Here is a 21,452-nt window from a genome sequence, read left to right as displayed (position 1 = left end):
TTCGCCGCAGATCTTTTGCGAAGATGCCACCAATTTGGCGTCTCAGCTGCATCGGCGTTTCCTGGGTACGACGGAGTGTGCAAGGCTGTTATGGAGCATAATTTAGCGGAGTCGTTTCCAGAACGGCTTGTCTAGCCCTTATACGGTTGATGAAATGGTGGCCGTACCGCATCCGTTGCCACCGCGCAAGACCACACTCAAGTCGGACGATGATCTGCTTGCGGGTGCGTGACATGTTCGAGACGAACTCTCAAACTGTTGCTGATCAACGGGTCAGCATAGTTACGTCGAGCGGCTCAGTTCGACCCACTTGAGCCGTTCGACCCGGTGCCACCTCAACGGCGGCTCCCAAGGCATCGGCCACTCGCGCGCCGTTGTACTTACGCGCTGGTGCCGGCATTGGCAAGACGGACGAAGAAGCGTAGAAGAGAAGCGGCGTGCTAAGCGATGAACTGATGGCGCACGCGAGGACCATGACGGCGGGTGAATCGGCACCAGATGCTGGGCAGTACCCGGCTCTGCCGGCGGATTAACACTTAATCGCCATCTCTGCAACAGCAGCTTGATAAATCTCGAAATCAGGCCTCACCGATATCTCGGAACTCATCGAGGCCACCATTCAAAAGTGAGATTAAATATCAGCGCCGGAGACCGCGCCTGAAAAAACCAGCACCCATCTGCGTAATTGCTTCCAGGAGGGTCTTTAAAGTGAAAATAACGAACGAAATAATCACCGAGTACTTGAATTGTAAGTACAAGGCATATTTGTTGGCTACGGAAGCTGTGGCCGAATGCTCGGACTACGAGGCGTTCCTACATCATCAAGAAGCAGAGTACACACGAGCAGCCACCGGTGCGCTGCTCGGTCCACATAATCGAGACTTGGTCGCCTGCAACAAGCCGATCACGGTTGATGACTTGAAGGGGGGCACCGCCAATATCGCGAGTGTCTTTATCGAGGATGAGTCGCTGGCCCTTAATCTGCAAAGCCTAAAACGGGTACCCGGGGAATCTTCGCTAGGCCCATTTCACTACGAACCAGTTCTCTTTGCCAGTCTCGACGGGCCTAGCGATGAAACACAAAGGATTTTACTCTCCATAGGTGCTCGCGCCCTTGAACAACTGCAGCACGTTCGACCAAGATACGGAACAGTTGTAAGCGGGAACACATATAAATCCCACCGCATCGATCTCGACAGAGTCCAAGTGAAGGCAGAGAAGGTCGTTAGCGAAGTGAGCGATATCCTGACTGGGACCACACGACCACCTCTCTGGCTCAATGAGCACTGTCGCGTCTGTAGATACCAGGATCGCTGCGACGCCGAGGCCCATCGAACCGACGACTTGAGCCTATTGCGCAGAATGAGTGAGCGAGAGATTCGCTCGTACAATCGGAAGGGAATCGCGACCGTTGGTCAACTATCTCATACATTCCGCTTTCGGAGACGGGGAAAAAGAGTCAAGGCTCGAGGTAGGCCCCATTCCTTCCCATTGCAAGCCTTAGCTTTACGGGAACAAAGCGTTTTCGTGGTTTCCAGACCTGAGGTGCCGAAGGCATCTACTCTTATATACATTGATATGGAGGGCAACGCTTCTGGTGGCTTTGTCTATCTGATAGGAGTGCTGATAGTTGAATCTGGAATATCGAGATATCAGTTCTTTTGGGCCGAAGACCAAAATAGCGAAACACAACTCTTTAGACGTTTTTACGAATTCATAACGAGCATCCGTAACGCACATATATTTTTTTATGGGAGCTATGAAGACCGCGTTTTCAAGCGAATTATGATGCTATTTCAAGGTGGTCCGACTAACAATATTTTGACAAAATGTTCAACAAACGTTTTGTCCCTGATCTATTCAAGAATCTATTTTCCGACCTACTCAAACGAACTCAAAGAAATAGCTAAGTATTTAGGATTTGAATGGTCGTTTCCTGCTGCCACGGGACTTGACTCAATAATCTGGAGAGCAAAGTGGGAAGTCGCTCACGATAGTGCCACAAGGGATCTCATTATCACCTACAACAAAGACGACTGCTTAGCATTGCAAAGGGTGATCGAATTCCTGTCGAGCTTGCCAGAGTTAGATGAAACGGTCGATTCGAATGAAGGCGGAATTCGATTTGTGGAACAGATCAAGCAGGAGGGCAACGTTGGCAAATTCGGCAAGAAACCATTCGCGATGAACGAGTTTTCCGAAATTACCGAGCGAGCGTATTTCGACTACCAACGCGACAAGATTTACATTCGGACAAATGCGAGTTTCAAAAAAATTCAGAGTCGAAAACGACGAATCAAGAAGCAGAAATCAAGTCTTCGCCCCAACAAGATCGTAACTCTAAGGGCCGTAGTATGCCCGCGTTGCAAGGGCAGAAATATTTATCGCGATTTATCCCGGTTTCATGCCCGAGACTCTCTGGACTTGAGAATTTCAACCGGAGGGATAAAGAGATGGGTAATTCACTACCGCACATCATATCATTGTTGTATCGATTGTGACAGGGCATTTGTGCCTCAGACTTTCAGGAGTAAGTCGCGCTTTGGTCATGGTTTAATGTCATGGGCAATCGATCAGCATGTTGGGAATCGGGTTACATTCCAGAATCTAGAGAAAACAGTTAAAGATTATTTTTCACTGCCGGTCGATTACACTAGATTTCACGCCATTAAAACCTACGCAGCAGAATTCTACTTGAGGACATACAACGATTTGCGGCGGAAGCTAATTCGAGGCAGTATGATCCATGTGGATGAAACCAAGATAGATCTCCAAAAAGGTAGCGGGTATGTTTGGGTTATGACAAATATGGAGGAAGTGTTCTATCTATACCGGAATGGGAGGGAGGCTAATTTTCTACACGAGCTGCTCACCGGCTTTAATGGCGTTCTAATTTCTGATTTCTATGCGGGATATGACTCTCTGCCATGTCCTCAGCAGAAATGTCTCATGCATCTAATCAGAGACATTAATGAAGATCTATTGAGATATCCTTTTGACCAAGAACTAAAAGACGTGGTGGAGCCCCTTGGGAAGTTGATTAGATCGATAATAGGGACGGTTGATCGTTTTGGGCTCAAGAGCAGTCATCTATGCAAACACAAGAACGAGGTTGACGCGTTCTTGGGCGCGATCGAGAAAAGGTCGCCTAAGTCAGAGATTGCCGGGAAGTATTCCAAGAGAATATTGAAATATCGATCCAAGCTGTTTACATTTCTCGACTTTGATGGTGTACCTTGGAACAACAACAATGCGGAACACGCGATAAAGCCGTTCGCGAAATACAGACAGCTGACAAATGGAAGGGTGACGGAGCCTGGGTTGAAGAGTTATCTTATATTAATGAGCATATATCAAACATGCAAGTATAAGGAAATTCCATTTCTGGATTTCATGCTCTCTAAGGAGCGAGACATCGACAATTTTGCCGCTCGGCGCTGAGATTCTGAATCTCCGGCCAAGCTAGTCAGTTATGTATCCAGTAGGCGGCGGTTCCGCAAAGCGGCCATTAGAGAGCGCTAAGCAGCGAAGCACGAGTGTCTGGAACGGCCGACGACACGCCGGAGGGCACGGTCCAAGGAAGGGCCGCTGTCAGCGGTCAAGTCGACGTCCCAATGTCTCCACAACGGCGTGGATGAACGTCCGTAGTTGGCCGAAAGCGGGCACCCGTGCGTCCTGACCGCTGGCCGGCGTGCCGCTGTAATGTTCTCGCTCAATGTGGTTCATGGGCGATGTTATCGGGCTGTTCTCAAATAATGTGGGCCGGTTCTCACGTAATGTGGTCCAGGGCGCACCGATATTCTCAGCCATTGTGGTCCCGAAACCGCCGATGTAATCGGTCCCGGCGATTTATGTTATCGGGCCGCTACGCCTAGCCAAGCACCGCTCGACAAGTAAGCGAGACTGCGCCAGGCGAGAAGCGTCTCACTTGCGCCGGGCAGGTTGGGGCGCGTTTTCTCCATCGCGGGGCTTGATAGCGGCAATCAGCGCGGCGTTCTGCTCATGCAGGCGTCCCAGCTCGGCGTTCAGGTCATCGGCCCGCCGCTCGATCTCGGCCGCGCGCGTCTCTGCCCGTGTGGCGCGTTCTGCGGCTTCCTTGGCCTCAGCAAGCGCCGCATTGAGTCGCGCAGCAGTCTCGCGCTCGGCGCCCTCCAGATCCACGCAGCGTGCCTTCATGGCGTCCAGTTCTTCGTTCAACTGATCCGCCAGATCAGCAGCCTCCTGACGGTCGGCCTCCATCTGGACCCGCTCGGCTTCGAGCGTTTCGCGATCTGCCGCGAGGCGAGCATTGGCCAGCTGCAGCGCCATGCTCCAGATCTCCGCGCCGACCTCGCTAAGCCGGTCGGTTAACGCCTGTGGCGCCGGCTCCTTGATCGGCGTTTCTTTGGCCTGGCGCTTCGCCTTCCATTCGGTCATCGCATCCTGAATGGTCGTGAAGCTGCCGCCGCCCACGGCCTTGCGGACGGCCGCCAGCGTTGGCGGCTTTCCGGCTGTCAAACGACACAAAGTTGTCCGAGAAATGACCTAAAGTCGTCTAAATAGCCAATTCGAGAGCGCACGATCTGGAGAAATCGTTATTAATCAAATGGTTGCCGCAAAAGTCACTAAGCGCGATGCGAAGTGACAAAGTTAATACGGACTTATGCGAAGTGACAGTTTCATTTCGTTCCGACTGCAAGCAAAAGTGTCACTTCAGCGGCGCGTCGGCCCGATGCTTCAAGGTCCGGTCGGTGACACTTTTAATGACAAATCGAAATCCACGCCCTATGGGCGTGGTCATCGCCTAACTGGCTATGCCTGTTAGAGCACCTGCCCATGCAGGTACCTTTCTGTGTGTTGTCCCCACAACGCATAAAAAGGAAAGCAAGCATGAGCAGGTTCAAGAGAGCATCGCATGTCATATGGCATTGTCAATACCACATTGTGTGGGTGCCGAAGTATCGGTTCCGTGTGCTGCAAGGTCCGGTTGGCAAGGAGGTCTACAAATGTGTGATGGTGTTCAGTCAGCAACTGGGCTGCGAGGTTGTAGAACTCAATGTTCAGCCGGACCATGTGCATCTTTTGGCGAGCATTCCGCCGAAGCTGTCGGTATCCGGGTTGATGGGCGTCCTGAAAGGACGTACCGCCATACGAATTTTTACCGCCTTTCCATTTTTGAAGAAGAAGCCTTATTGGGGGAATCATTTCTGGGCAAAGGGCTACTGCGTAGATTCGGTCGGCCTGAACAGCGAGATGATTCAAAAGTACGTTCGGTTCCAGGAGAAAGAAGAGACGCATCAAGAGCAGCTTCAATTGGAACCGGGTAAAGGACCTTCTCAGAAGGGCCGCTAGGTGTGCCCCCCTATGGGGGGGCCTAACGCGAAACCACGTTCTACGAACGTGGTGATTCACTTCGGTCTACGGCAGTCGAAGGGTCGTCGCGTCGAGTTGGGTGCTGCAAACAGAAAAAATTCCCCCATATAATTAGATATCTAATAGAATGCGAGTATTGAACGAACGTGGCGGCAGATGCTGCCGGGAGACATGTGATGCTGACGATTGAAGAGAACGATCTGCTTTGCCGGGTGGAAGGCGATGCGCCGATGGGTAAATTGATGCGGCGCCATTGGACGCCGGTGTGTTTGATCGAAGAAGTCAGCGAGCCGGATGGCGCGCCAGTAAAAGCGAAGGTTTTCGGAGAGGATCTGGTTGTCTTTCGCGACACCGAGGGCCGGGTTGGTGTGATGGATGAATACTGCCCGCATCGACGCGTCTCACTGGTCTACGGTCGCAACGAAGACTGTGGCCTGCGCTGCCTGTATCACGGCTGGAAAATGGATGTGCAGGGCAACGTGATTGAGATGGTCTCGGAGCCTGCCGCGAGTACCATGGCGCAGAAGACGAAGCACAAGGCTTATCAGACCAAGGAGTGGGGCGGAATGGTCTGGGCCTATATGGGTCCGCAGGACGCCATTCCCGAATTCACGCCACCGCCCTGGGCGCCGACGGCTGAAACGCGCGTCAGTATTGCGAAGGCGCTGTTGCCCTGCAACTGGGCGCAGATTCTTGAGGGCGCCATCGATTCGGCCCACAGTTCCAGCCTTCATTCTTCAGACTTCGTGCCGGCCCGCGTGGGGGGCGCCGAAGCGACTGAGAAAAACTGGCTGCGACCCTCGACCGACAAGGCGCCGCGCCTTCAGGTGGAGCGCACTGGCTACGGTTTTCGTTACGCGGCAATCCGTCGACCGATCTTCAATGCGAATACGCACGACTACATTCGCTCAACTGTTTTTGTCGCGCCCGCAACGGTCCTGATTCCGCCCAACAATCTTTACAACGTGGCCAATGTCAACGTGCCGACGGACGACCGGAATACGGCCTTCTATTTCATCGCTTGGGGCGACCCGAACACCACTCCGGAAACCGAAACCTGGCGGAAGTTCCTCTGCCAGCAGGTGGGTATCGATCTCGACGAGCGCTATCGCCCGCTGCGCAATCACGAGAACCGGTTCTGGCAGGACCGCACCGCGATGGCTGCTGGCAACTTCACGGGTATCAAGGGTTTTCCGAACCAGGACATCGCGATGTGGGTGACGATGGGGTCCATCGCCAACCGGTCAGATGAGCGACTCGGTGCAAGCGATCTTGCCATCGTCGAATTCCGCAAGCGTATGCTCGAAGCGATGCAGGAGTTTGAAGCCGGTGCAACGCCTATTGGAACCGCTGAACAGGCGATCCCGCAGAGCGTCTGCTCCTATCAGGCGGTGATTACGAAGGAGACTGACTGGCGCGCTTACGAGGCCAGTTACGTGTGGGGCGATCTTGACCAGCCCGAGCTCGAGACAAACTATCAGGTCAAACAGTAAGCGCCAAGGGGGCGGTATGGAACAACGTCGCCTTCGTATTGGCGTAGCGGGATTGGGGCGCGCATTTTCGCTGATGTTGCCGACGTTCCTGAACGATCCGCGAGTCGAACTGGTTGCTGCCTGCGATCCCCGGCCGGAAGCGAGGCGCCAGTTCGAAAAGGACTTCGACGCGCCGACCTACGGAGATGTGCCCGATCTCGCCGCCGATGCCAACGTCGAAGTGATCTACGTTGCTAGCCCGCATCAGTTTCATGCGAGCCACACGGAAGTAGCGGCAGCGCACGGGAAGCACGTACTCGTTGAAAAACCGATAGCGCTCAGCGTTGAGGAATGTGACCGGATGATTTCCGCGTGCCGCGATGCTAGTGTGACTCTTATCGTCGGTCACTGCCACAGCTTCGACACACCGTACCTTGAAACGCGCAAGCTCATCGAAAGCGGCGCATTCGGTTCGGTCAGAATGATCCACGCGCTAAACTTCACGGACTATCTATACCGCCCCCGTCGCCCCGAAGAGCTGTCGACGGCCGAAGGCGGCGGCGCTGTATTCAGCCAGGCCGCTCACCAGGTCGATATTGTTCGTCTACTCGCGGGGCAACGGGCGACTCGGATTCGGGCCACGGTAGGCAGCTGGGATCCATCGCGACCCACAGAAGGAGCATATAGTGCGATCCTGTGGTTCGAGGCCGGTGCTTTCGCTTCGCTTTCCTACAACGGTTACGGTCACTTCGACTCAGACGAATGGACGGGCTGGATCGGCGAAATGGGTAATCCGAAGTGTCCCGATACCTATGGCAGTGCTCGGCGGCGGCTTGCCACGCTCGTCTCGCGAGACGAGGAAGCGAGCCTCAAGGCCGCGGGGACGTACGGAGGGGCGTCATATCAACCGCCGACGAATCAGGGAGGGCAACCGCGCCAGCATCAGCACTTCGGCCCGTTAATCGTTTCGTGTGAAAAAGGCGACCTACGTCCTCTGCCGGACAGCGTCGTCATTTACGGCGATCAGCACATCGAAAAGCGGAACATTGATGCGCCAATCGTGCCGCGAGCCGAAGTCATCGACGAACTGTACGCAGCCGTGGTCGAGCACATCACGCCGATTCACGACGGCGAATGGGCCAAGGACACGCTGAAAATATGCGTAGCCATGCTGGAGTCGAGCCGACAAGGACGCGACATCGAGCTGGCTGCTTGCGAATACTGCGGCGATCTTATAGCTCTTTCGAAACACTCCGGTAGCAAGCGATGATTCCTTATTTATCTGAGCGTGAAAATTCGATTCAGCACATCGACGCGCTGTGCATGCGGTTGTTCGACACCTGGTGCGACACCAGAAGCGTAAAGCCGCTCGCGTATCTCTTGAAGGTATGGCCCCTGCACAATAGCGAGCCGGCGACAATCCGGGGGCTCAGTGACGTGTTACGCAACTTGAGGAATCAACATCCGAACGCACTCACCGTTGAAATGATGGACATCTTGCTTGAGCTTGCGGATTGCCTTGAAGAGCTTTTGGACTGATGTGCGATGCGGCTGACATCGCGGGCTAGCAAAGACTGACCGCCGACATCGGCGGTCGAGGTGAGCGTGTTACTCGACGATCCACTTGTTGGCTGTTGGTACGAATCTGGAGAGAAGCACTGTTCTAACGGTTTGTTGGCAGAGGCGGGAACGCGCGAATCATTCTGCGGTGAGTTCAAGATCGCTGGCGTGATCGGGTTCGGCACTGTGATGGTATCCGGATGAGCTGCATGTTGCAGTGGACGAGCACATCAGGCCGATCCACGGTGGCGAATGGGCCAGAGACACGCTGAAATATGCCTCGCCACGCTGGAGTCGAGTCGACAAGGACGCGATATCGAGCTATCGGGCTTGTGACGGTAGGTGGAAAGGGCTGTACCCGGTAGCCCTATGCTCACTAGCCTATATCAGTGAGCATAGACCTCTTCCTAACTCTGGCCAACAAAGCGCAGAGAAAAGTCGACGGCGCGGATGTTCTTTGTCAGGCTCCCGATCGAGATTCTGTCGACGCCGGTTTCCGCAATTGATCTGATCGTCGACTCCGACACGCCTCCAGATACTTCGAGTTCCGCGCGTCCTGCGTTGATCGTTGCGGCGTCGCGCATCTGTGACAGGTCGAAGTTATCGAGCAAAATGGATTGTGCTCCTGCGGCAAGTGCTGTGGTCAATTCATCCAGAGTCTCGACCTCAATCTGTACCGGAACTCCGGATTTTAAGTGTTTCGCGGCGTCCAGTGCCGTCGCAATTCCGCCGCAGGCCTGGATGTGATTCTCCTTGATGAGGATCCCATCAAACAGACCCAATCGATGGTTCGAACCACCACCGATCCGAACCGCATACTTCTGAGCAAGCCGAAGGCCAGGGAGCGTCTTGCGCGTATCAAGTACGCGTGCCTTCGTCCCTTCAACCAGCCGCACGAAGGCACGGGTCGCCGTGGCCACGGACGATAGCATCTGAAGGAAGTTCAGCGCTGTTCGCTCGGCCGTGAGCAGGCTTTTCGCAGGGCCATGAATTTCGCAAACTGCGTCGCCAGGATTCATGGCGTCGCCTTCTTCGAAATGCCACTGCGCATGGAGGTCGACGTCAACGTGGGCAAGTGTTTCGTCGAACCACGGACGGCCGCATAGCACCGCGGCCTCACGAACGGTAAGTACTGCCCGGACAGCCGTCGACGGATTCACCAGATCGGAGGTCCAGTCGATGTTACCGAGGTCTTCGGCAAGGGCCTCGTGCACGGTGCGTACGAGCGCTGCGCGGGTCAGGTTGTCCATAGGCTCGATGATGATGGAGAGAAATAGATTGGCGGGCTCAGGCCGCGATAACGGTGTCGCGAGCCTTGATACAGCAATATGATTAGATATTTAATTATACGTCAAATCTTTGCTCGGGCGGCATTGCCTTAGCTGCTTTCGTACTCTTCGCCACGCGTGGTGATCAGGTTGCCGAGTTCCCGGGTAGACGGGATACGCCGCGCGGGATCACTGGATTCTGCCTCATCTTTCGCCATGTTTTCGATAATGGTAAGCAAGACCTTCCGCGCAACCTTGATTTCAGTTTCTTTCAGTCCTCTGACACTGATCTCGTTCACTTCCTCAGCGAGGGGAACGAGCTTCTTTTTCAGACTCTTTCCCTTCGGGGTCAGATAGACGTAGGTGTTTTTCCGGTTATCAGGCGACTGCCGCCGCTCGACATAGCCGAGTTTTTCCATCGCCGTTACGGCTGTGAAAGTCGTCGGGGTCATCACACCCGCTTCGTCACTCAGCTCTTTCTGGGTCAGGCCATCTTTTTCCCATAAGATGCGCAGAAAAGCCCAATGGCCAAACGAAACTTCATACTGCGCGAGCCGCATGTGGAGGCCCCGAACCATTGCGCGTGCCGCGTCCTTGACAAGGTGGGCGAGCCGGTCGTGAGGAACGGCCTCGCGCCAGTGACGAAGTATCGGGTCGGTGGTGGGGGCCGCTTTATCGGAAGTACGTTGGGATGCCATGGAAACGCCGTGTCGGAAGGTTAGACTGCTTACAATCATATCGCGTTCTCGAGCGCCAACGCTGCAAAGGCGCACGCTAGTGACCGACGCAAAAAAGGCGAGCTTCCAGAAGCCCGCCTGTCGCAGTTCACGCCTTCTTCAATATGGGCAACGAGTTAGAAGCTATGCCGGATACCAACGGTTACGCCCGTCTGATCGGCTCCCGCAGTGACGTCGACACCCGTACCGCGAATGCCAACGTTCGAAAAGGAGCGGTTGTTCACATAGGCGCCTTCCGCATACAGTTCCGTGCGCTTCGAGAGGACGTAATCGACGAGCAAGACCCCCATCGTCGGTCCACCATGTGGATTGCGGAATTGAGTATGGTACATGCTGGCAGAGATGAACAAAGGCGCGCTGACGCGGTAGGTCAGGCCGCCCCAATACAGCATCGAGCTGGGCGGCGCACTGATGTTACGCGTGTTGAGCCATCGTACGCCAGCGAGCGCTTTCACAATGCCAAAATCGTACGACGCGCCGAAAAGCGCGCGGCTTTGCGTATTGCTTTGCGTCGCGACAGATGTACCCTGCAATTGATCGTACGTGACGCCAATGCTGAACGGGCCGCGATCGTATAGCACGGCGGCGCTCATTTCCCGCCCGACCTTGGTAGCACCAGGTACTTGTGCTCCGTTGGGGATGGTCGAGTCATACCCGCTGCTGTAGAGCATCGCGAACGTCACGCCCGCAGCGCTGAGACCATACCGGATCGAGTTGTCAGCCCGGTTCACGAACTGACTGTCCATACTCTGTGCCGAGTAGCTCGGATTGAACGTCAATGCGTCGTACCTGTACATCAACTCGTACAGCAGATTTTGTTGACGTCCCAATGTGACGGTGCCGTAAGGCGTTGATACCCCGACGAACGCCTTACGACCGAACATGCGCCCGCCCTGGCCGAGCGTGCCGTTGTTCAGGTTGAAGCCACCTTCGAGAACGAATACGGCCTTATAGCCACCCCCAAGATCCTCGGCGCCTTTGAAACCCCAACGTGATCCCGCAAGGTTGCCAGACTGCTCTCGTACCGCCGACGAGGCCGTTTTGCCGCTAGGGACGTGGTTGGCATACTCGATCCCGATGTCAGTAATGCCATATAGCGTAACCGAACTCCGGGCCTGCGCGCTGAGACTGGCGAAGGCGACAATCCCTCCTGCCAATGAAGTGGAAACAATATGTCTCATTTATTCCTCTTTTGATTAGGACTACATATGCAATAAAGCGGATTTCTTGCCGACGCGCTGTGAACGGAAAACGAGCTTGTGAACTAACCGCAGGGCCGCCCGGTTCAGGCAGCGTCCGTGTCCATGAATTCCTTTATGGTTCGTTCGAATACAGCCAACACACCCGATTCGACATGATGCATCTCCGGGCTACCATACTCACGCGGGCGGGGAAGATTGACCTCGATGACCGCAGCGATCCGTGTCGGCTTGGGCGTCCAGACTAGAATCCGGTCAGCGAGATAGCACGCCTCAATGATGTCATGCGTGACAAAGACAACCGTGCGCCGGTCTTTTATTCACGTGTTCACCAGTTCGGCGCGAAGTTTTCTCGCCGTAGTCTCGCCGGGCGTTGATTTCGGGAAGACCCGTCAGATCTTGAAACTCTCCAGACTTGCCGGGTGGAACAGTTCTTTGGGTTCCAGCAGCCGGCTCGACAGGCCTTCCTTGAAGTGCTGTGCGAGGAATCGACCGATGATACGTTCGTTTGCGGCAAAGCCATATGACCAGAAATCTGTGCCCATTAGCTTGCGGGCCGCGCGCAGATGGTCTTCAACGAACGGTAGGGTGATCTTGGTGGCCGACGTGTCGCTGAGGCGCGCGAGTGCTATTGCCTTGGATTTTTCAAACGCTTTAGTCACTGCGCCGGGCAACCAGGGGTGCCGCTCAGCCAGTTCCTTGCGGATCCCGAGGGTGTGCATGATCGGGAAAATCGCGGTGCGGCGATACCATTCAGATGCACTTTGGTGGGGATCGTCGAAGAGATATTTGACTTGAGGGTGACCGCGGTCAAAACAGGAGGGCGCGCGTGGGCCGATGACGGCATCGATTTCACCCGTCTCCAGCAATCCAGAGATCGTTTGACCTTCCGGAGCGTTTTCGAGACGGACGTCAGCGGGCAACTTGAGATTGATTTTCTCGACACGGGTCGCATCCTCATAGCCACCACGAACCCAAGTGACGTCGGACGGCTTGACGCCGTATTCCTCTTCGAGGATGAGCCGGACCCAGACGTTCGCGGTCAGTTGATATTCGGGAACACCTATCAGCTTGCCTTTCAGATCCTCGGGGCTGTTAATGCCGCGATCCGTCCGAACGTAGATCGACGTATGGCGAAACGCGCGCGAAGGGAAGACGGGCACTGCAATGTACGGCGACACGCCGGCTGCCGTTTTGACCGAGTAACTGCTCAGCGACAGTTCGCAGATATCGTAGTCTGCGTGCCGGAATGCGCGGAAGAATATCTCTTCCGGATCCTGCAGCATGAAGACGGGATCGACACCATCGATCTGCACGTCGCCGTCGACCAGAGGCCGCATCCGGTCATAGTTCCCAACTGCGATCGAAAGTTGAAGCTTGCTCATTTACACTCCTGGACTGATTGATGCTGAGTATGGCCGGCTTCCCGCAAGTCACGGCCTGGAATCTGGTTTCGGAACGCCCATCAGCACGGCCACGCCACCTGCAAAGACAAGAGCCGCGACCAGCAATAACCCTGCGGCGAAGCTACCGGTCATGGTTTTGACCCAGCCCAGCACGATCGGCCCGAAGAACGCGCCGACCTGACCAAGGCTGCTGATCACGCCGATACCGCCTGCGGCGGCGTCCCCTGTGAGATAGGTCGGCGGGATGGACCAGATAATGGCCGCAGCCGCGAAGTAGCTAATCGACACCAGGCTCAGGCAGACAATTGCTGCGGGCCAGTTATGCGTCAGCAAGGTGAGTGTCGCGGCCCCAACGGCGCCCGCTGTGGTCGAAGCGACGAAGTGCCAGCGACGCTCCAGCCGCAGATCTGAGCTGCGTGCTATCACAAGCATGGCGACGGCGCCGACCATGTACGGCAAGGCCGACAGCAGGCCGATGTGCAACACGTTGCCGATACCCGCCTGCTTGATGATCGTTGCCGTCCAGTAGTTCAGGATAGTCCCGCATAGCGGAACCGTCGCCCAGCCTGCAGCGAGGACATACACGCGGGGATCGCATAGGGCTGCGAGCAGGCGGCTCGGTGCATCTGCGGGCTTTGCACGCCTGTCCGCTTCGAGGCCTTCAACGATGATTCGTTTCTCACGGTCGGTCAGCCATTTCGCGTCCTCGGGTCTATCGGTCAGATAGAAGTAAGCGACCACCCCTGCGATGATTGCAGGGAGACCTTCTAGAAAGAACAGCCATTGCCAGTTTCTATAGCCCCATACATTTGCGAAGTTCTGCAGGATAAAACCGGACAGCGGGCCGCCGATAATTCCCGCCGCCGCAATCGCAAGCAGGAATCGGGAAGTAATGCGCGGGCGACGCTCGGCCGGATACCAATACGTGAGGTAAAGAATAATTCCAGGCCAGAAGCCAGCTTCGGCGGCTCCAAGCAGGGTTCGTGCAAGATAGAACTGCCATGGAGCCGTCATGAAGGCCATGGCAGTCGAGATTCCGCCCCACAGCAGCATGATGCGGGTCACCGTCTTACGGGCGCCGATACGCTTGAGAAGCAGGGTGCTAGGGACCTCAAGCAGGATGTAGCCGATGAAAAAGAGGCTCACTCCAAGACCGTAGGCTGTGTCGCTGAGACCCAGGTCCTGTTTCAACTGCAACTGGGCAAAACTCACATTGACCCGATCGAGATAGTTGAGCACCCAACACACGAAAAGGAAGGTCATCAGTCGAAAGGTGACCTTCCGATAGGTCATTTCGACTTCCGCTGCATCAGCCATCACACGTTCGGACTGCTGTCCATATCCCAGCGCTGAATCTGTCATCTACGTCTCCGGTTTTCTCTGCGTGCAGTGCTCACGGCACTACATCTATCTCGCGGGCGGCTCGATCGGGGATGTTTGCCATAATTTGATTAGACATCTAATTATAAAGGCTACGGGAGCTTTCGCTTCTTGGCAACCGAGGGTTTCTACCAACGGTGCCAGCACATTTCTCGATTTGACGTTTGTATAATTAGATATCTAATGATAGTATAGGCCATAGCATTGAAAATGCGCAGTGAATTTTGTGGAGACCCGTATGAGCCCCGTGCAAGACGACTTTTTTTCAAGCCTCAAGATTGCTGGCAAGCAGCAGGTAGCGCGCGACATCTGGCGTTTTGAACTGTGTGACCCAAGCGGCGCTGAATTGCCTGAGTTCCGGGCAGGGTCGAACCTGACCGTGCAAGTGCCCAACGGCTCACGCCGTCGCTATTCGTTGTGCAACAGCCCGGAAGAGCGGAACCGATATGTGATTGCGGTGAAGCGTGACGCGAATGGCCGCGGTGGCTCGATCAGCATGATTGACGACACGCGGGAGGGGGCGCTCATTAATGTATCGGTCCCCAAAAATGACTTCCCGCTGGACGGTCGGGCTCAGGAGTTCATCCTGATTGCGGGCGGCATCGGCATAACGCCAATGCTTTCGATGATGCATGAGCTGCGGACAGAGGGGTTACGCAAGTTCAGGCTGATATATGTTGCACGCGATCCGGAAGCGACAGCATTCCTTGAAGAACTTCAGGGCGACGAGTGGCGTTCGCATGTAAAAGTTCATCATGACTACGGTGACGTATCGAAATCATTTGACTTCTGGTCAGTCTTTGAACGTCCAACGAAAGCACATGTCTACTGCTGTGGCCCTCGTGCCCTGATGGACGCGGTCAAGGATATGACGGGTCATTGGCCGACTGGCAGCGTCCATTTTGAGAGTTTCGGTGTCGACGGATCGGTGTTGAGGGAAAACAAATCCTTTACCGTCAGGTTGGCCAAGTCGGGTGACACCTTCGAGATTCCGGCCGACAGGAGCATCCTCGAGTCGCTTCGCGACGCCGGCATTCGCGTTCCGAGCTCGTGCGAGAGTGGAACGTGCGGCTCGTGCCGAACGCAACTGTGCAGTGGAACGGCTGACCATCGGGACATGGTGCTTGAGGAAGAGGAAAAGAGCGGGCAGATCATGGTTTGCGTTTCTCGCGCGCTATCAGAGGAACTAGTCCTCGATCTGTGACCCTTCCGTATCGGAATTGCCCCTACTGCCGCATGGTAGGTGGCTCTTTCGGACATCTCGTTTTACCTGATCGGTAAGAAGTTGAAAATATTTGATCTCTAATATAAAAATCGGCAAGTGGACGCCGATGAAACATCTTCAGTGTTCCCAAAACAGAGATCAAAATGATGAGACGATTGAACTTCTCTCAGCGGCTTTGGATCCCCCTCGGCTTTTCACTTCTGTGTCTACTTGCCGTCGCGATGTTCGGCGTGGTGCAGAACCGCATGAGTGGCCTCGCCGAGCGGGAGCGCGGACTCAGCGAGGCCGGCGACATAGCCAGAAGTATTGTGTTGCATTATGCAAAGTTGGTCGAAACGGGGAAGATGAACCCTACAGACGCAAAGCATGAAGCATTGACAGTGCTTCGCACCGTTCCCAGTGGATATCATCAGCGTCAGCAGCGCAGCGGCGATGACAAGCCGCACAGATGCCGTACCAGCAGCGATGCCCTGCTCGCGCACATCAAGGCGATTCACGTGCAGGTCAAGGGCGAATATGGTTGGCCGCGCATGTGGAAAGAGCTCGTTGCGCGCGGCGTGCGCGTGGGCAAGGAGCGTGTTCGCAAGCTGATGGGGCAGCATGGCATCCGTGCCCGACACAAGCGCAAGTACATCGCGACGACGAACTCAAATCACAACCTGCCGGTGGCGCCGAACTTGTTGGAGCGTAACTTCACAGTAACAGCGCCGAACCAGATCTGGACGAGCGACATCACGTACTGTGCGACGGCTGAAGGCTGGGTTTATCTGGCGGTCATCATCGACCTGTTCAGCAGGCAGGTGGTGGGCTGGTCGATGCAGCCACACATGAAAGCGGAACTGGTCACGGATGCGCTGCGTATGGCGTGGTTCCGGCGCCGTCCAGAGGCTGGCGTCATCGTACATAGCGACCGGGGTAGCCAGTATTGCAGCGGGCTGTTCCAGGACACGCTGAAGGCCTACGGCATGCGCTCGTCGATGAGTCGGCGCGGCGACTGCTGGGACAATGCACCGACCGAAAGCCTGTGGGGTTCGTTGAAAGTTGCACGCCTGCATGGCCGGCACTTCGCGAGCCGGCGTGCGGCAATGGATGAAATCGTCGACTGGCTTGGCTTTTATAATTCTCGCCGGCTACACTCGACGCTCGACTACGTCAGCCCCATGACGTTCGAGAAAAACTGGTTCGCCGCTCAACAGGGGCGAGCCGCATAAATCTCTCAGCTATGGGATTCGCGAAACAGGGGCAAGGTCAGATGGCCGAACGGGGTTTGTCGCCGGCCCACACGACAATCCTGCGCTGGGTGAGGCGTTATACGCCCGAGTTCGTCAAACGCTGGCCGCTTTGCTACGCCTGCGGGCCGCTCGTGGCGTGTCGACGAGACCTATCTGAAGATTCGCGGCAGGTGGGTCTACCTGTACCGGGCGGTGGACCGGGCTGGCCAGTCGGTGGACTTCATGCTCACGGCGAGGCGCGATGTGGCCGCGGCCAAAGCCTTTTTCAACAAGGCCGTCAGGCATCAGGGCCAGTCGCCGGAGACCATCACGCTCGATGGTTATGCGGCCTCGCACCGCGCGGTGCGCGAGATGAAGGCCGATGGTCTGCTGCCTGAAGACACGAAGGTCCGGTCCACAAAATATCTGAACAATGTGATCGAGCAGGACCATCGCCACATCAAGTCAAGAACGAACGTGATGCGTGGATTCAAACGGTTCAGGAGCGCCGCGACCACGATTTCAGGTATCGAATTGACGCATCGCATTCGCAAGGGCCAGTTCGAGCTCGCGAAGCTCGGCCTCAAGGATGCCGCTGAGCCCGCCGTATGGAATGCGTTCCTGTTCGCGCGATAAGGAATCCTACCTATAGGAGGCTTCTCAACCCGCTTACCTATTTGCACCAGAACCGTTACAGTTTCCTGCGTATCGGGCTGCGGCAATGGCGGCGTCGGCTTCAGCGATGCCGCCGTGGTGAAGCGGCCGATCGCAAGGCCGGTCGCGGGATCGATGCTGTCGACGGCGGGCGTGCCGGTCCATTCGCCAGCGATCCAGTGAAATGCGTTCATGTAGAGGCTTCCTTCGAGGATGACAAGCCAGGGGGTAACCGGTGCGTGCCGCCATCGGTCGGCGCCGATTCGCTCGACACTTCACGTAATTCGTCGGCGATGATGGTGATCAGCGCTTCGGCAGCAGCGCTCAACGGCCGCCGCGGATGACTGATGCGCACGATATGGCGTACGATGCGCGGCGCGAGAATCGGATAGGCGCGCAACGCCCCTCGACGCACTGCGCGCTCAACCGCGATGCGCGGCAGGATCGTCGCGAAGCGGGTGCTTTCGACGAGCTTCACGATCGTGCTCAACACATCGATTTCGAAGCGCGGCGCAAGCAGCACGTCCTCATGCTGCGCGGCCGTATCGAGCACGCCGCGCAGGCCGTGGCGCTTGGTGGGCAGGACGAGTTCGAGTTCGGGCAGTTGCGCGAGCTCGATCGCATGTGGCAGTTCGGGGCCGTGTTCGGCGCTGGTGACGAGCACCATCTCTTCATCGAGGAGCGGCTGCGAGTCGAGCGAAAGGCGCGAGCGCGGCTTGTTGATCAGCGCGGCGTCGAGCTGGCCGCCCGACACCCAGTCGATGAAGGTCGCGGTGTAGCCGTCGGCGACGGTGACTTCGACATGCGGATAGCGCGCGTGAAAGCGTGACAGCGAATCGGCGAGCACGCTTTCCGTCACCGATGCGATCAGCCCGATCGACACGTGGCCCGTCACGATCTCGTCGCGCTGAACCATTTGCTGACGCGCATGCGCGAGATCGCGGATGATCGGCAGAAAGAGGCGGTACATCAGCCGTCCGGCGGCGGTGGGCGCCATGCCGTGCGCGCCGCGGTCGAACAGTTGCTGATGCAGTTCTTCCTCCAGCTTGGCGATCTGCATGCTGAGCGCCGGCTGCACGATGTTCAGGCGCTTGGCGGCGCGCGTCACGGAGCCGTCCTCGAACAGCGCGATGAAATACTGGATCTGCTTCAGGTCCATGCGAGGTCCATTTGACGTCCAGAGGGGCGCCGCGGGGTGCATCACGAAAGTTAATATCCGCTGCGCGGTCCATCAGGTCGCTCACGAAAGCCGGTGACAACAGCACACCGCGTAACTGTCTGAATAGCTGAGAAAGACCCTTGCCGGAAGCGTTGCCTATTGATAACCGAGCGCACGAAGGGCGTCATCGGGGCTAACACGGATATCAAAACTAATGATAAAAGACATCAAAAAACAATATTAGAAGTTATAGCCCGTTCTCGCTACGCTTCAGTCCAACTTGCTGCATGTCCGCCCGACAGACTCGTTCCGGCGCCCGACGGCAAGCACCGATGGAGACGTAAATGAACTCACGCGATGCCGCAGGCAGCGGCACACCTCAATCCTCATGGGCGCCGCAGAGCACCGCGCCGACGCTGCGCCACTGGCTTGAACGCCTGTCGGCAACGGGCCGCGTCGCGACGATCGATCAACCGGTTTCACTCGAACACGAACTCGCGGCAGTCGCCAAACGGCTCGACGGCGAACAGGCCACCATCTTTCTCAAACCCGGCGGCCACGCCATTCCGGTAGTGAGCGGCTTCATGTCGAAGCGCGCATGGATCGCCGAAGCGATGGGCGTGCCCGAGGCCGCGCTGCTCGAACGCTTCCGCGATGCGGCCGGCCATCCGGTTGCCTGGCACGAACTGCCACGCGAAGAGGCCGCGTGCCAGCAGGTCGTCCGCATGCAGGGCATCGATCTGCACGCATTGCTGCCGATCCCGACCCACAGCGAGCACGACAACGGTCCCTACATCACGGCAGGCCTCGTGATTGCGCGTAATCCGCGGACCGGCATCCAGAACGTGTCGATCAACCGCATTCAGGTGCACGCCCCGGACCGCATGGCGATCCTGATGTTGCCGCGTCATCTGCTGGCGTTCTATCAGGCCGCGGAAGCGGCGGGCGACGCGCTCGACGTGGCGATCGCGATCGGCGTCGATCCGTTGACGATGCTGGCGTCGCAGGCCATTTCCCCGATCGACAACGACGAACTGGAGATCGCCGGTGCCTTGCACGGCGCGCCGCTGCCAGTCGTCAAATGCGTGACGAACGACGTGCGTGTACCCGCATTTTCGGAAATAGTGATCGAGGGCCGCATTCTGCCCAAGGTGCGCGAGCCCGAAGGTCCGTTCGGCGAATTCCCGAAGTACTACAGCGCGCGCGAAGCGCGTGAGGTGATCGAGGTGACGGCGGTCACACACCGCGAACAGCCCATCTATCACACGATTGTTCCGACTGAAATGGAGCATCTGCTGCTCGGCGCCATTCCGCGCGAAGCAACATTGCTGGCGCATCTGCAGCGCAGCCATCCGGGCGTGAAGGACGTGGAGTTGTCGGTGGGCGGCGTGTGCCGGTATCACCTGTGGGTCCAGTTCGACAAGAAGCGCGAAGGCGAAGCGAAAAACGTGATTTTGTGCGCGTTCGGCACGCATTACGACATCAAGCAGGTGGTCGTCGTCGATACCGATGTGGACGTGCACGATCCCGCCGAAATCGAATGGGCGATCGCCACGCGCTTCCAGGCGGATCGGGATCTTGTGATTGTGGCCGGCGCACAGGGCTCGCCACTCGATCCGTCGACGACCGTCGGCCAGCCCGACGATGCGCCGCCGCACATGCAGGGTGTCAGCGCCAAGATGGGTCTCGACGCGACGCGCCCGGTCGTCTATCCGGCACATGTATTCACACGCGTACGGATTCCGGGGCAGGACAGCGTCGATCTCGACCGGCTCGTCGCCACGAGCAACGCGGCGTTCGATGCCTACCTGCACAGCGGCCAGCTGCGCGACGCGGTCTGAGCGAGGCACGGCCATGCAGTCAACGCAAACGCGTGAACGGATCGTCGTCGGCATTTCGGGTGCGAGTGGGGCAGTCATCGGCGTGCGACTGCTGGCGGCCTTGCGCCGGCTCGGCACGCGCGAGACGCATCTGATCGTGTCGCCGTCGGGCGCCATTACCGCTGCGCAGGAGCTCGGTCTCACGCGTACGGACCTCGATGGTCTTGCCGACGTAGTGCACAACGTGCGCGACATCGGCGCGACGGTGGCAAGCGGTTCGTTTCTCACCGCGGGCATGGTGATCGCGCCGTGCTCGATGAAAACGCTGGCGAGCGTCGCCAACGGTTTCGCCGACAACCTGCTGACGCGCGCCGCGGACGTGATGCTCAAGGAGCGCCGTCGCCTCGTGCTGGTCGCGCGCGAAACGCCGCTCAATCTCGCCCACTTGCGCAACATGACGCTCGCCACCGAAATGGGCGCGATCGTGATGCCGCCGGTGCCCGCGTTCTATGCGCACCCTCAAACCGTCGACGACATCGTCGATCACACGGTCGGCCGGATCATGGATCTGTTCGGCATCGAGCATCGCGAGATTGCGCGCCGCTGGAGCGGTCTTGCCAGTGAGTTCAACCGACGCGACAACGACGAGGGCGACGACGCCGATGCAACCGGCACGCGCGCACAGGGAGCAGTGAAATGAATCAGCGCGATACAGTTGCCGAACTGGTAGCGGATGCACGCGCCGCTGGCGAGCCCGAAACGTCGGCTGAACGCCAGCGCCAGCGTCATGTGGGCCGCTCGATGGAACGCGTCGAGGATCCGGCGATCCTGACCGGCCGCGGACGTTACGGCGACGACATCGCCGTGAAACCCGGCACGCTGCACGCCGCGGTGTTGCGCTCGCCGCACGCCCATGCGGAACTGGGCAGCATCGATACGGACGCTGCGCTGAAACTGGCCGGCGTGCGCGCCGTGCTCACACGTGATGATCTGCCCGGTTGGTCGCGGC

General features: G+C 57.1%; 16 protein-coding genes and 2 pseudogenes. 11 read left to right on the top strand and 7 right to left on the bottom strand.

Annotated features, from left to right (window positions below; all coding sequences use genetic code 11):
- The first annotated feature begins 708 nt into the window (after positions 1 to 708).
- Positions 709 to 3,441 (top strand): TM0106 family RecB-like putative nuclease, encoded by a 2,733-nt coding sequence (locus GNZ13_RS50195; protein WP_172178905.1) that lies wholly within the window; start codon positions 709 to 711, stop codon positions 3,439 to 3,441.
- A gap of 483 nt (positions 3,442 to 3,924) precedes the next feature.
- On the opposite strand, the gene GNZ13_RS50190 is transcribed toward GNZ13_RS50195, so the two are convergent.
- Positions 3,925 to 4,497, bottom strand: a complete 573-nt coding sequence (locus GNZ13_RS50190; RefSeq protein ID WP_216675330.1) for a DNA-binding protein — start codon at positions 4,495 to 4,497, stop codon at positions 3,925 to 3,927.
- Between the two features lie 372 nt (positions 4,498 to 4,869).
- Between GNZ13_RS50190 and tnpA the strand changes: the two genes are divergently transcribed.
- The 4 genes from tnpA to GNZ13_RS50170 all read left to right on the top strand — a co-directional run bounded on the left by tnpA (position 4,870) and on the right by GNZ13_RS50170 (position 8,363).
- Positions 4,870 to 5,331 (top strand): IS200/IS605 family transposase, encoded by a 462-nt coding sequence (gene tnpA, locus GNZ13_RS50185; RefSeq protein WP_172178904.1) that lies wholly within the window; start codon positions 4,870 to 4,872, stop codon positions 5,329 to 5,331.
- 197 nt (positions 5,332 to 5,528) lie between these two features.
- The gene (locus tag GNZ13_RS50180; protein ID WP_172178903.1) at positions 5,529 to 6,845 is read left to right on the top strand and encodes a Rieske 2Fe-2S domain-containing protein; all 1,317 of its coding nucleotides are present in this window, start codon (positions 5,529 to 5,531) and stop codon (positions 6,843 to 6,845) included.
- Positions 6,846 to 6,861: 16 nt separating this feature from the next.
- The gene (locus GNZ13_RS50175; RefSeq protein ID WP_172178902.1) at positions 6,862 to 8,094 is read left to right on the top strand and encodes a Gfo/Idh/MocA family oxidoreductase; all 1,233 of its coding nucleotides are present in this window, start codon (positions 6,862 to 6,864) and stop codon (positions 8,092 to 8,094) included.
- Complete coding sequence (locus GNZ13_RS50170; protein WP_172178901.1) at positions 8,091 to 8,363, top strand: hypothetical protein; 273 nt, start codon at positions 8,091 to 8,093, stop codon at positions 8,361 to 8,363. Before GNZ13_RS50175 ends, GNZ13_RS50170 begins: the two co-directional genes overlap by 4 nt.
- A 428-nt stretch (positions 8,364 to 8,791) precedes the next feature.
- Here the strand turns inward: GNZ13_RS50170 and nadC are convergent, their stop codons facing one another.
- The 5 genes from nadC to GNZ13_RS50145 all read right to left on the bottom strand — a co-directional run bounded on the left by nadC (position 8,792) and on the right by GNZ13_RS50145 (position 14,356).
- Positions 8,792 to 9,634, bottom strand: coding sequence for a carboxylating nicotinate-nucleotide diphosphorylase (gene nadC / locus GNZ13_RS50165; RefSeq protein ID WP_172178900.1), 843 nt, complete (start codon positions 9,632 to 9,634; stop codon positions 8,792 to 8,794).
- 128 nt (positions 9,635 to 9,762) lie between these two features.
- Entirely contained in the window at positions 9,763 to 10,350 is a 588-nt protein-coding gene (locus GNZ13_RS50160) for a MarR family winged helix-turn-helix transcriptional regulator (protein WP_172178899.1), read from the bottom strand.
- A 155-nt stretch (positions 10,351 to 10,505) separates the two neighbouring features.
- The gene (locus GNZ13_RS50155; protein WP_172178898.1) at positions 10,506 to 11,570 is read right to left on the bottom strand and encodes a porin; all 1,065 of its coding nucleotides are present in this window, start codon (positions 11,568 to 11,570) and stop codon (positions 10,506 to 10,508) included.
- A gap of 410 nt (positions 11,571 to 11,980) precedes the next feature.
- Complete coding sequence (locus GNZ13_RS50150) at positions 11,981 to 12,973, bottom strand: ABC transporter substrate-binding protein (RefSeq protein ID WP_172178897.1); 993 nt, start codon at positions 12,971 to 12,973, stop codon at positions 11,981 to 11,983.
- A gap of 48 nt (positions 12,974 to 13,021) precedes the next feature.
- The gene (locus GNZ13_RS50145; RefSeq protein ID WP_172178896.1) at positions 13,022 to 14,356 is read right to left on the bottom strand and encodes an MFS transporter; all 1,335 of its coding nucleotides are present in this window, start codon (positions 14,354 to 14,356) and stop codon (positions 13,022 to 13,024) included.
- 256 nt (positions 14,357 to 14,612) lie between these two features.
- On the opposite strand from GNZ13_RS50145, the gene GNZ13_RS50140 reads away from it, so the two are divergent.
- The 3 genes and pseudogenes from GNZ13_RS50140 to GNZ13_RS50130 all read left to right on the top strand — a co-directional run bounded on the left by GNZ13_RS50140 (position 14,613) and on the right by GNZ13_RS50130 (position 17,446).
- Positions 14,613 to 15,578, top strand: coding sequence for a PDR/VanB family oxidoreductase (locus GNZ13_RS50140; protein ID WP_172178895.1), 966 nt, complete (start codon positions 14,613 to 14,615; stop codon positions 15,576 to 15,578).
- 401 nt (positions 15,579 to 15,979) lie between these two features.
- Positions 15,980 to 16,810: pseudogene (locus GNZ13_RS50135) on the top strand (IS3 family transposase); the annotation flags it as partial.
- A protein-coding gene (locus GNZ13_RS50130; protein ID WP_407945722.1) for an IS6 family transposase occupies positions 16,777 to 17,446 on the top strand; the annotation gives its coding sequence in 2 pieces (ribosomal slippage) (positions 16,777 to 16,937 and positions 16,936 to 17,446; 672 coding nt in all). The pseudogene GNZ13_RS50135 and the gene GNZ13_RS50130, both read left to right, overlap by 34 nt.
- Before the next feature lie 208 nt (positions 17,447 to 17,654).
- Here the strand turns inward: GNZ13_RS50130 and GNZ13_RS50125 are convergent.
- Positions 17,655 to 18,623 (bottom strand): LysR family transcriptional regulator, encoded by a 969-nt coding sequence (locus GNZ13_RS50125; protein WP_172178894.1) that lies wholly within the window; start codon positions 18,621 to 18,623, stop codon positions 17,655 to 17,657.
- 344 nt (positions 18,624 to 18,967) lie between these two features.
- Between GNZ13_RS50125 and GNZ13_RS50120 the strand changes: the two genes are divergently transcribed.
- The 3 genes and pseudogenes from GNZ13_RS50120 to GNZ13_RS50110 form a co-directional block, all read left to right on the top strand.
- Positions 18,968 to 20,464: a UbiD family decarboxylase gene (locus GNZ13_RS50120; protein WP_172178893.1), complete on the top strand. Its 1,497-nt coding sequence runs from the start codon at positions 18,968 to 18,970 to the stop codon at positions 20,462 to 20,464.
- Between the two features lie 13 nt (positions 20,465 to 20,477).
- Complete coding sequence (locus GNZ13_RS50115; RefSeq protein ID WP_236002560.1) at positions 20,478 to 21,143, top strand: UbiX family flavin prenyltransferase; 666 nt, start codon at positions 20,478 to 20,480, stop codon at positions 21,141 to 21,143.
- Positions 21,140 to 21,452, top strand: a pseudogene (locus tag GNZ13_RS50110) (xanthine dehydrogenase family protein molybdopterin-binding subunit); the annotation flags it as partial. The gene GNZ13_RS50115 and the pseudogene GNZ13_RS50110, both read left to right, overlap by 4 nt.

The organism is Paraburkholderia elongata, assembly GCF_013177735.1.
Lineage (GTDB): Bacteria > Pseudomonadota > Gammaproteobacteria > Burkholderiales > Burkholderiaceae > Paraburkholderia > Paraburkholderia elongata.
The sequence above is the reverse complement of the archived record's forward strand: the minus strand, read 5'-3'. Positions and strand labels throughout refer to the sequence as shown.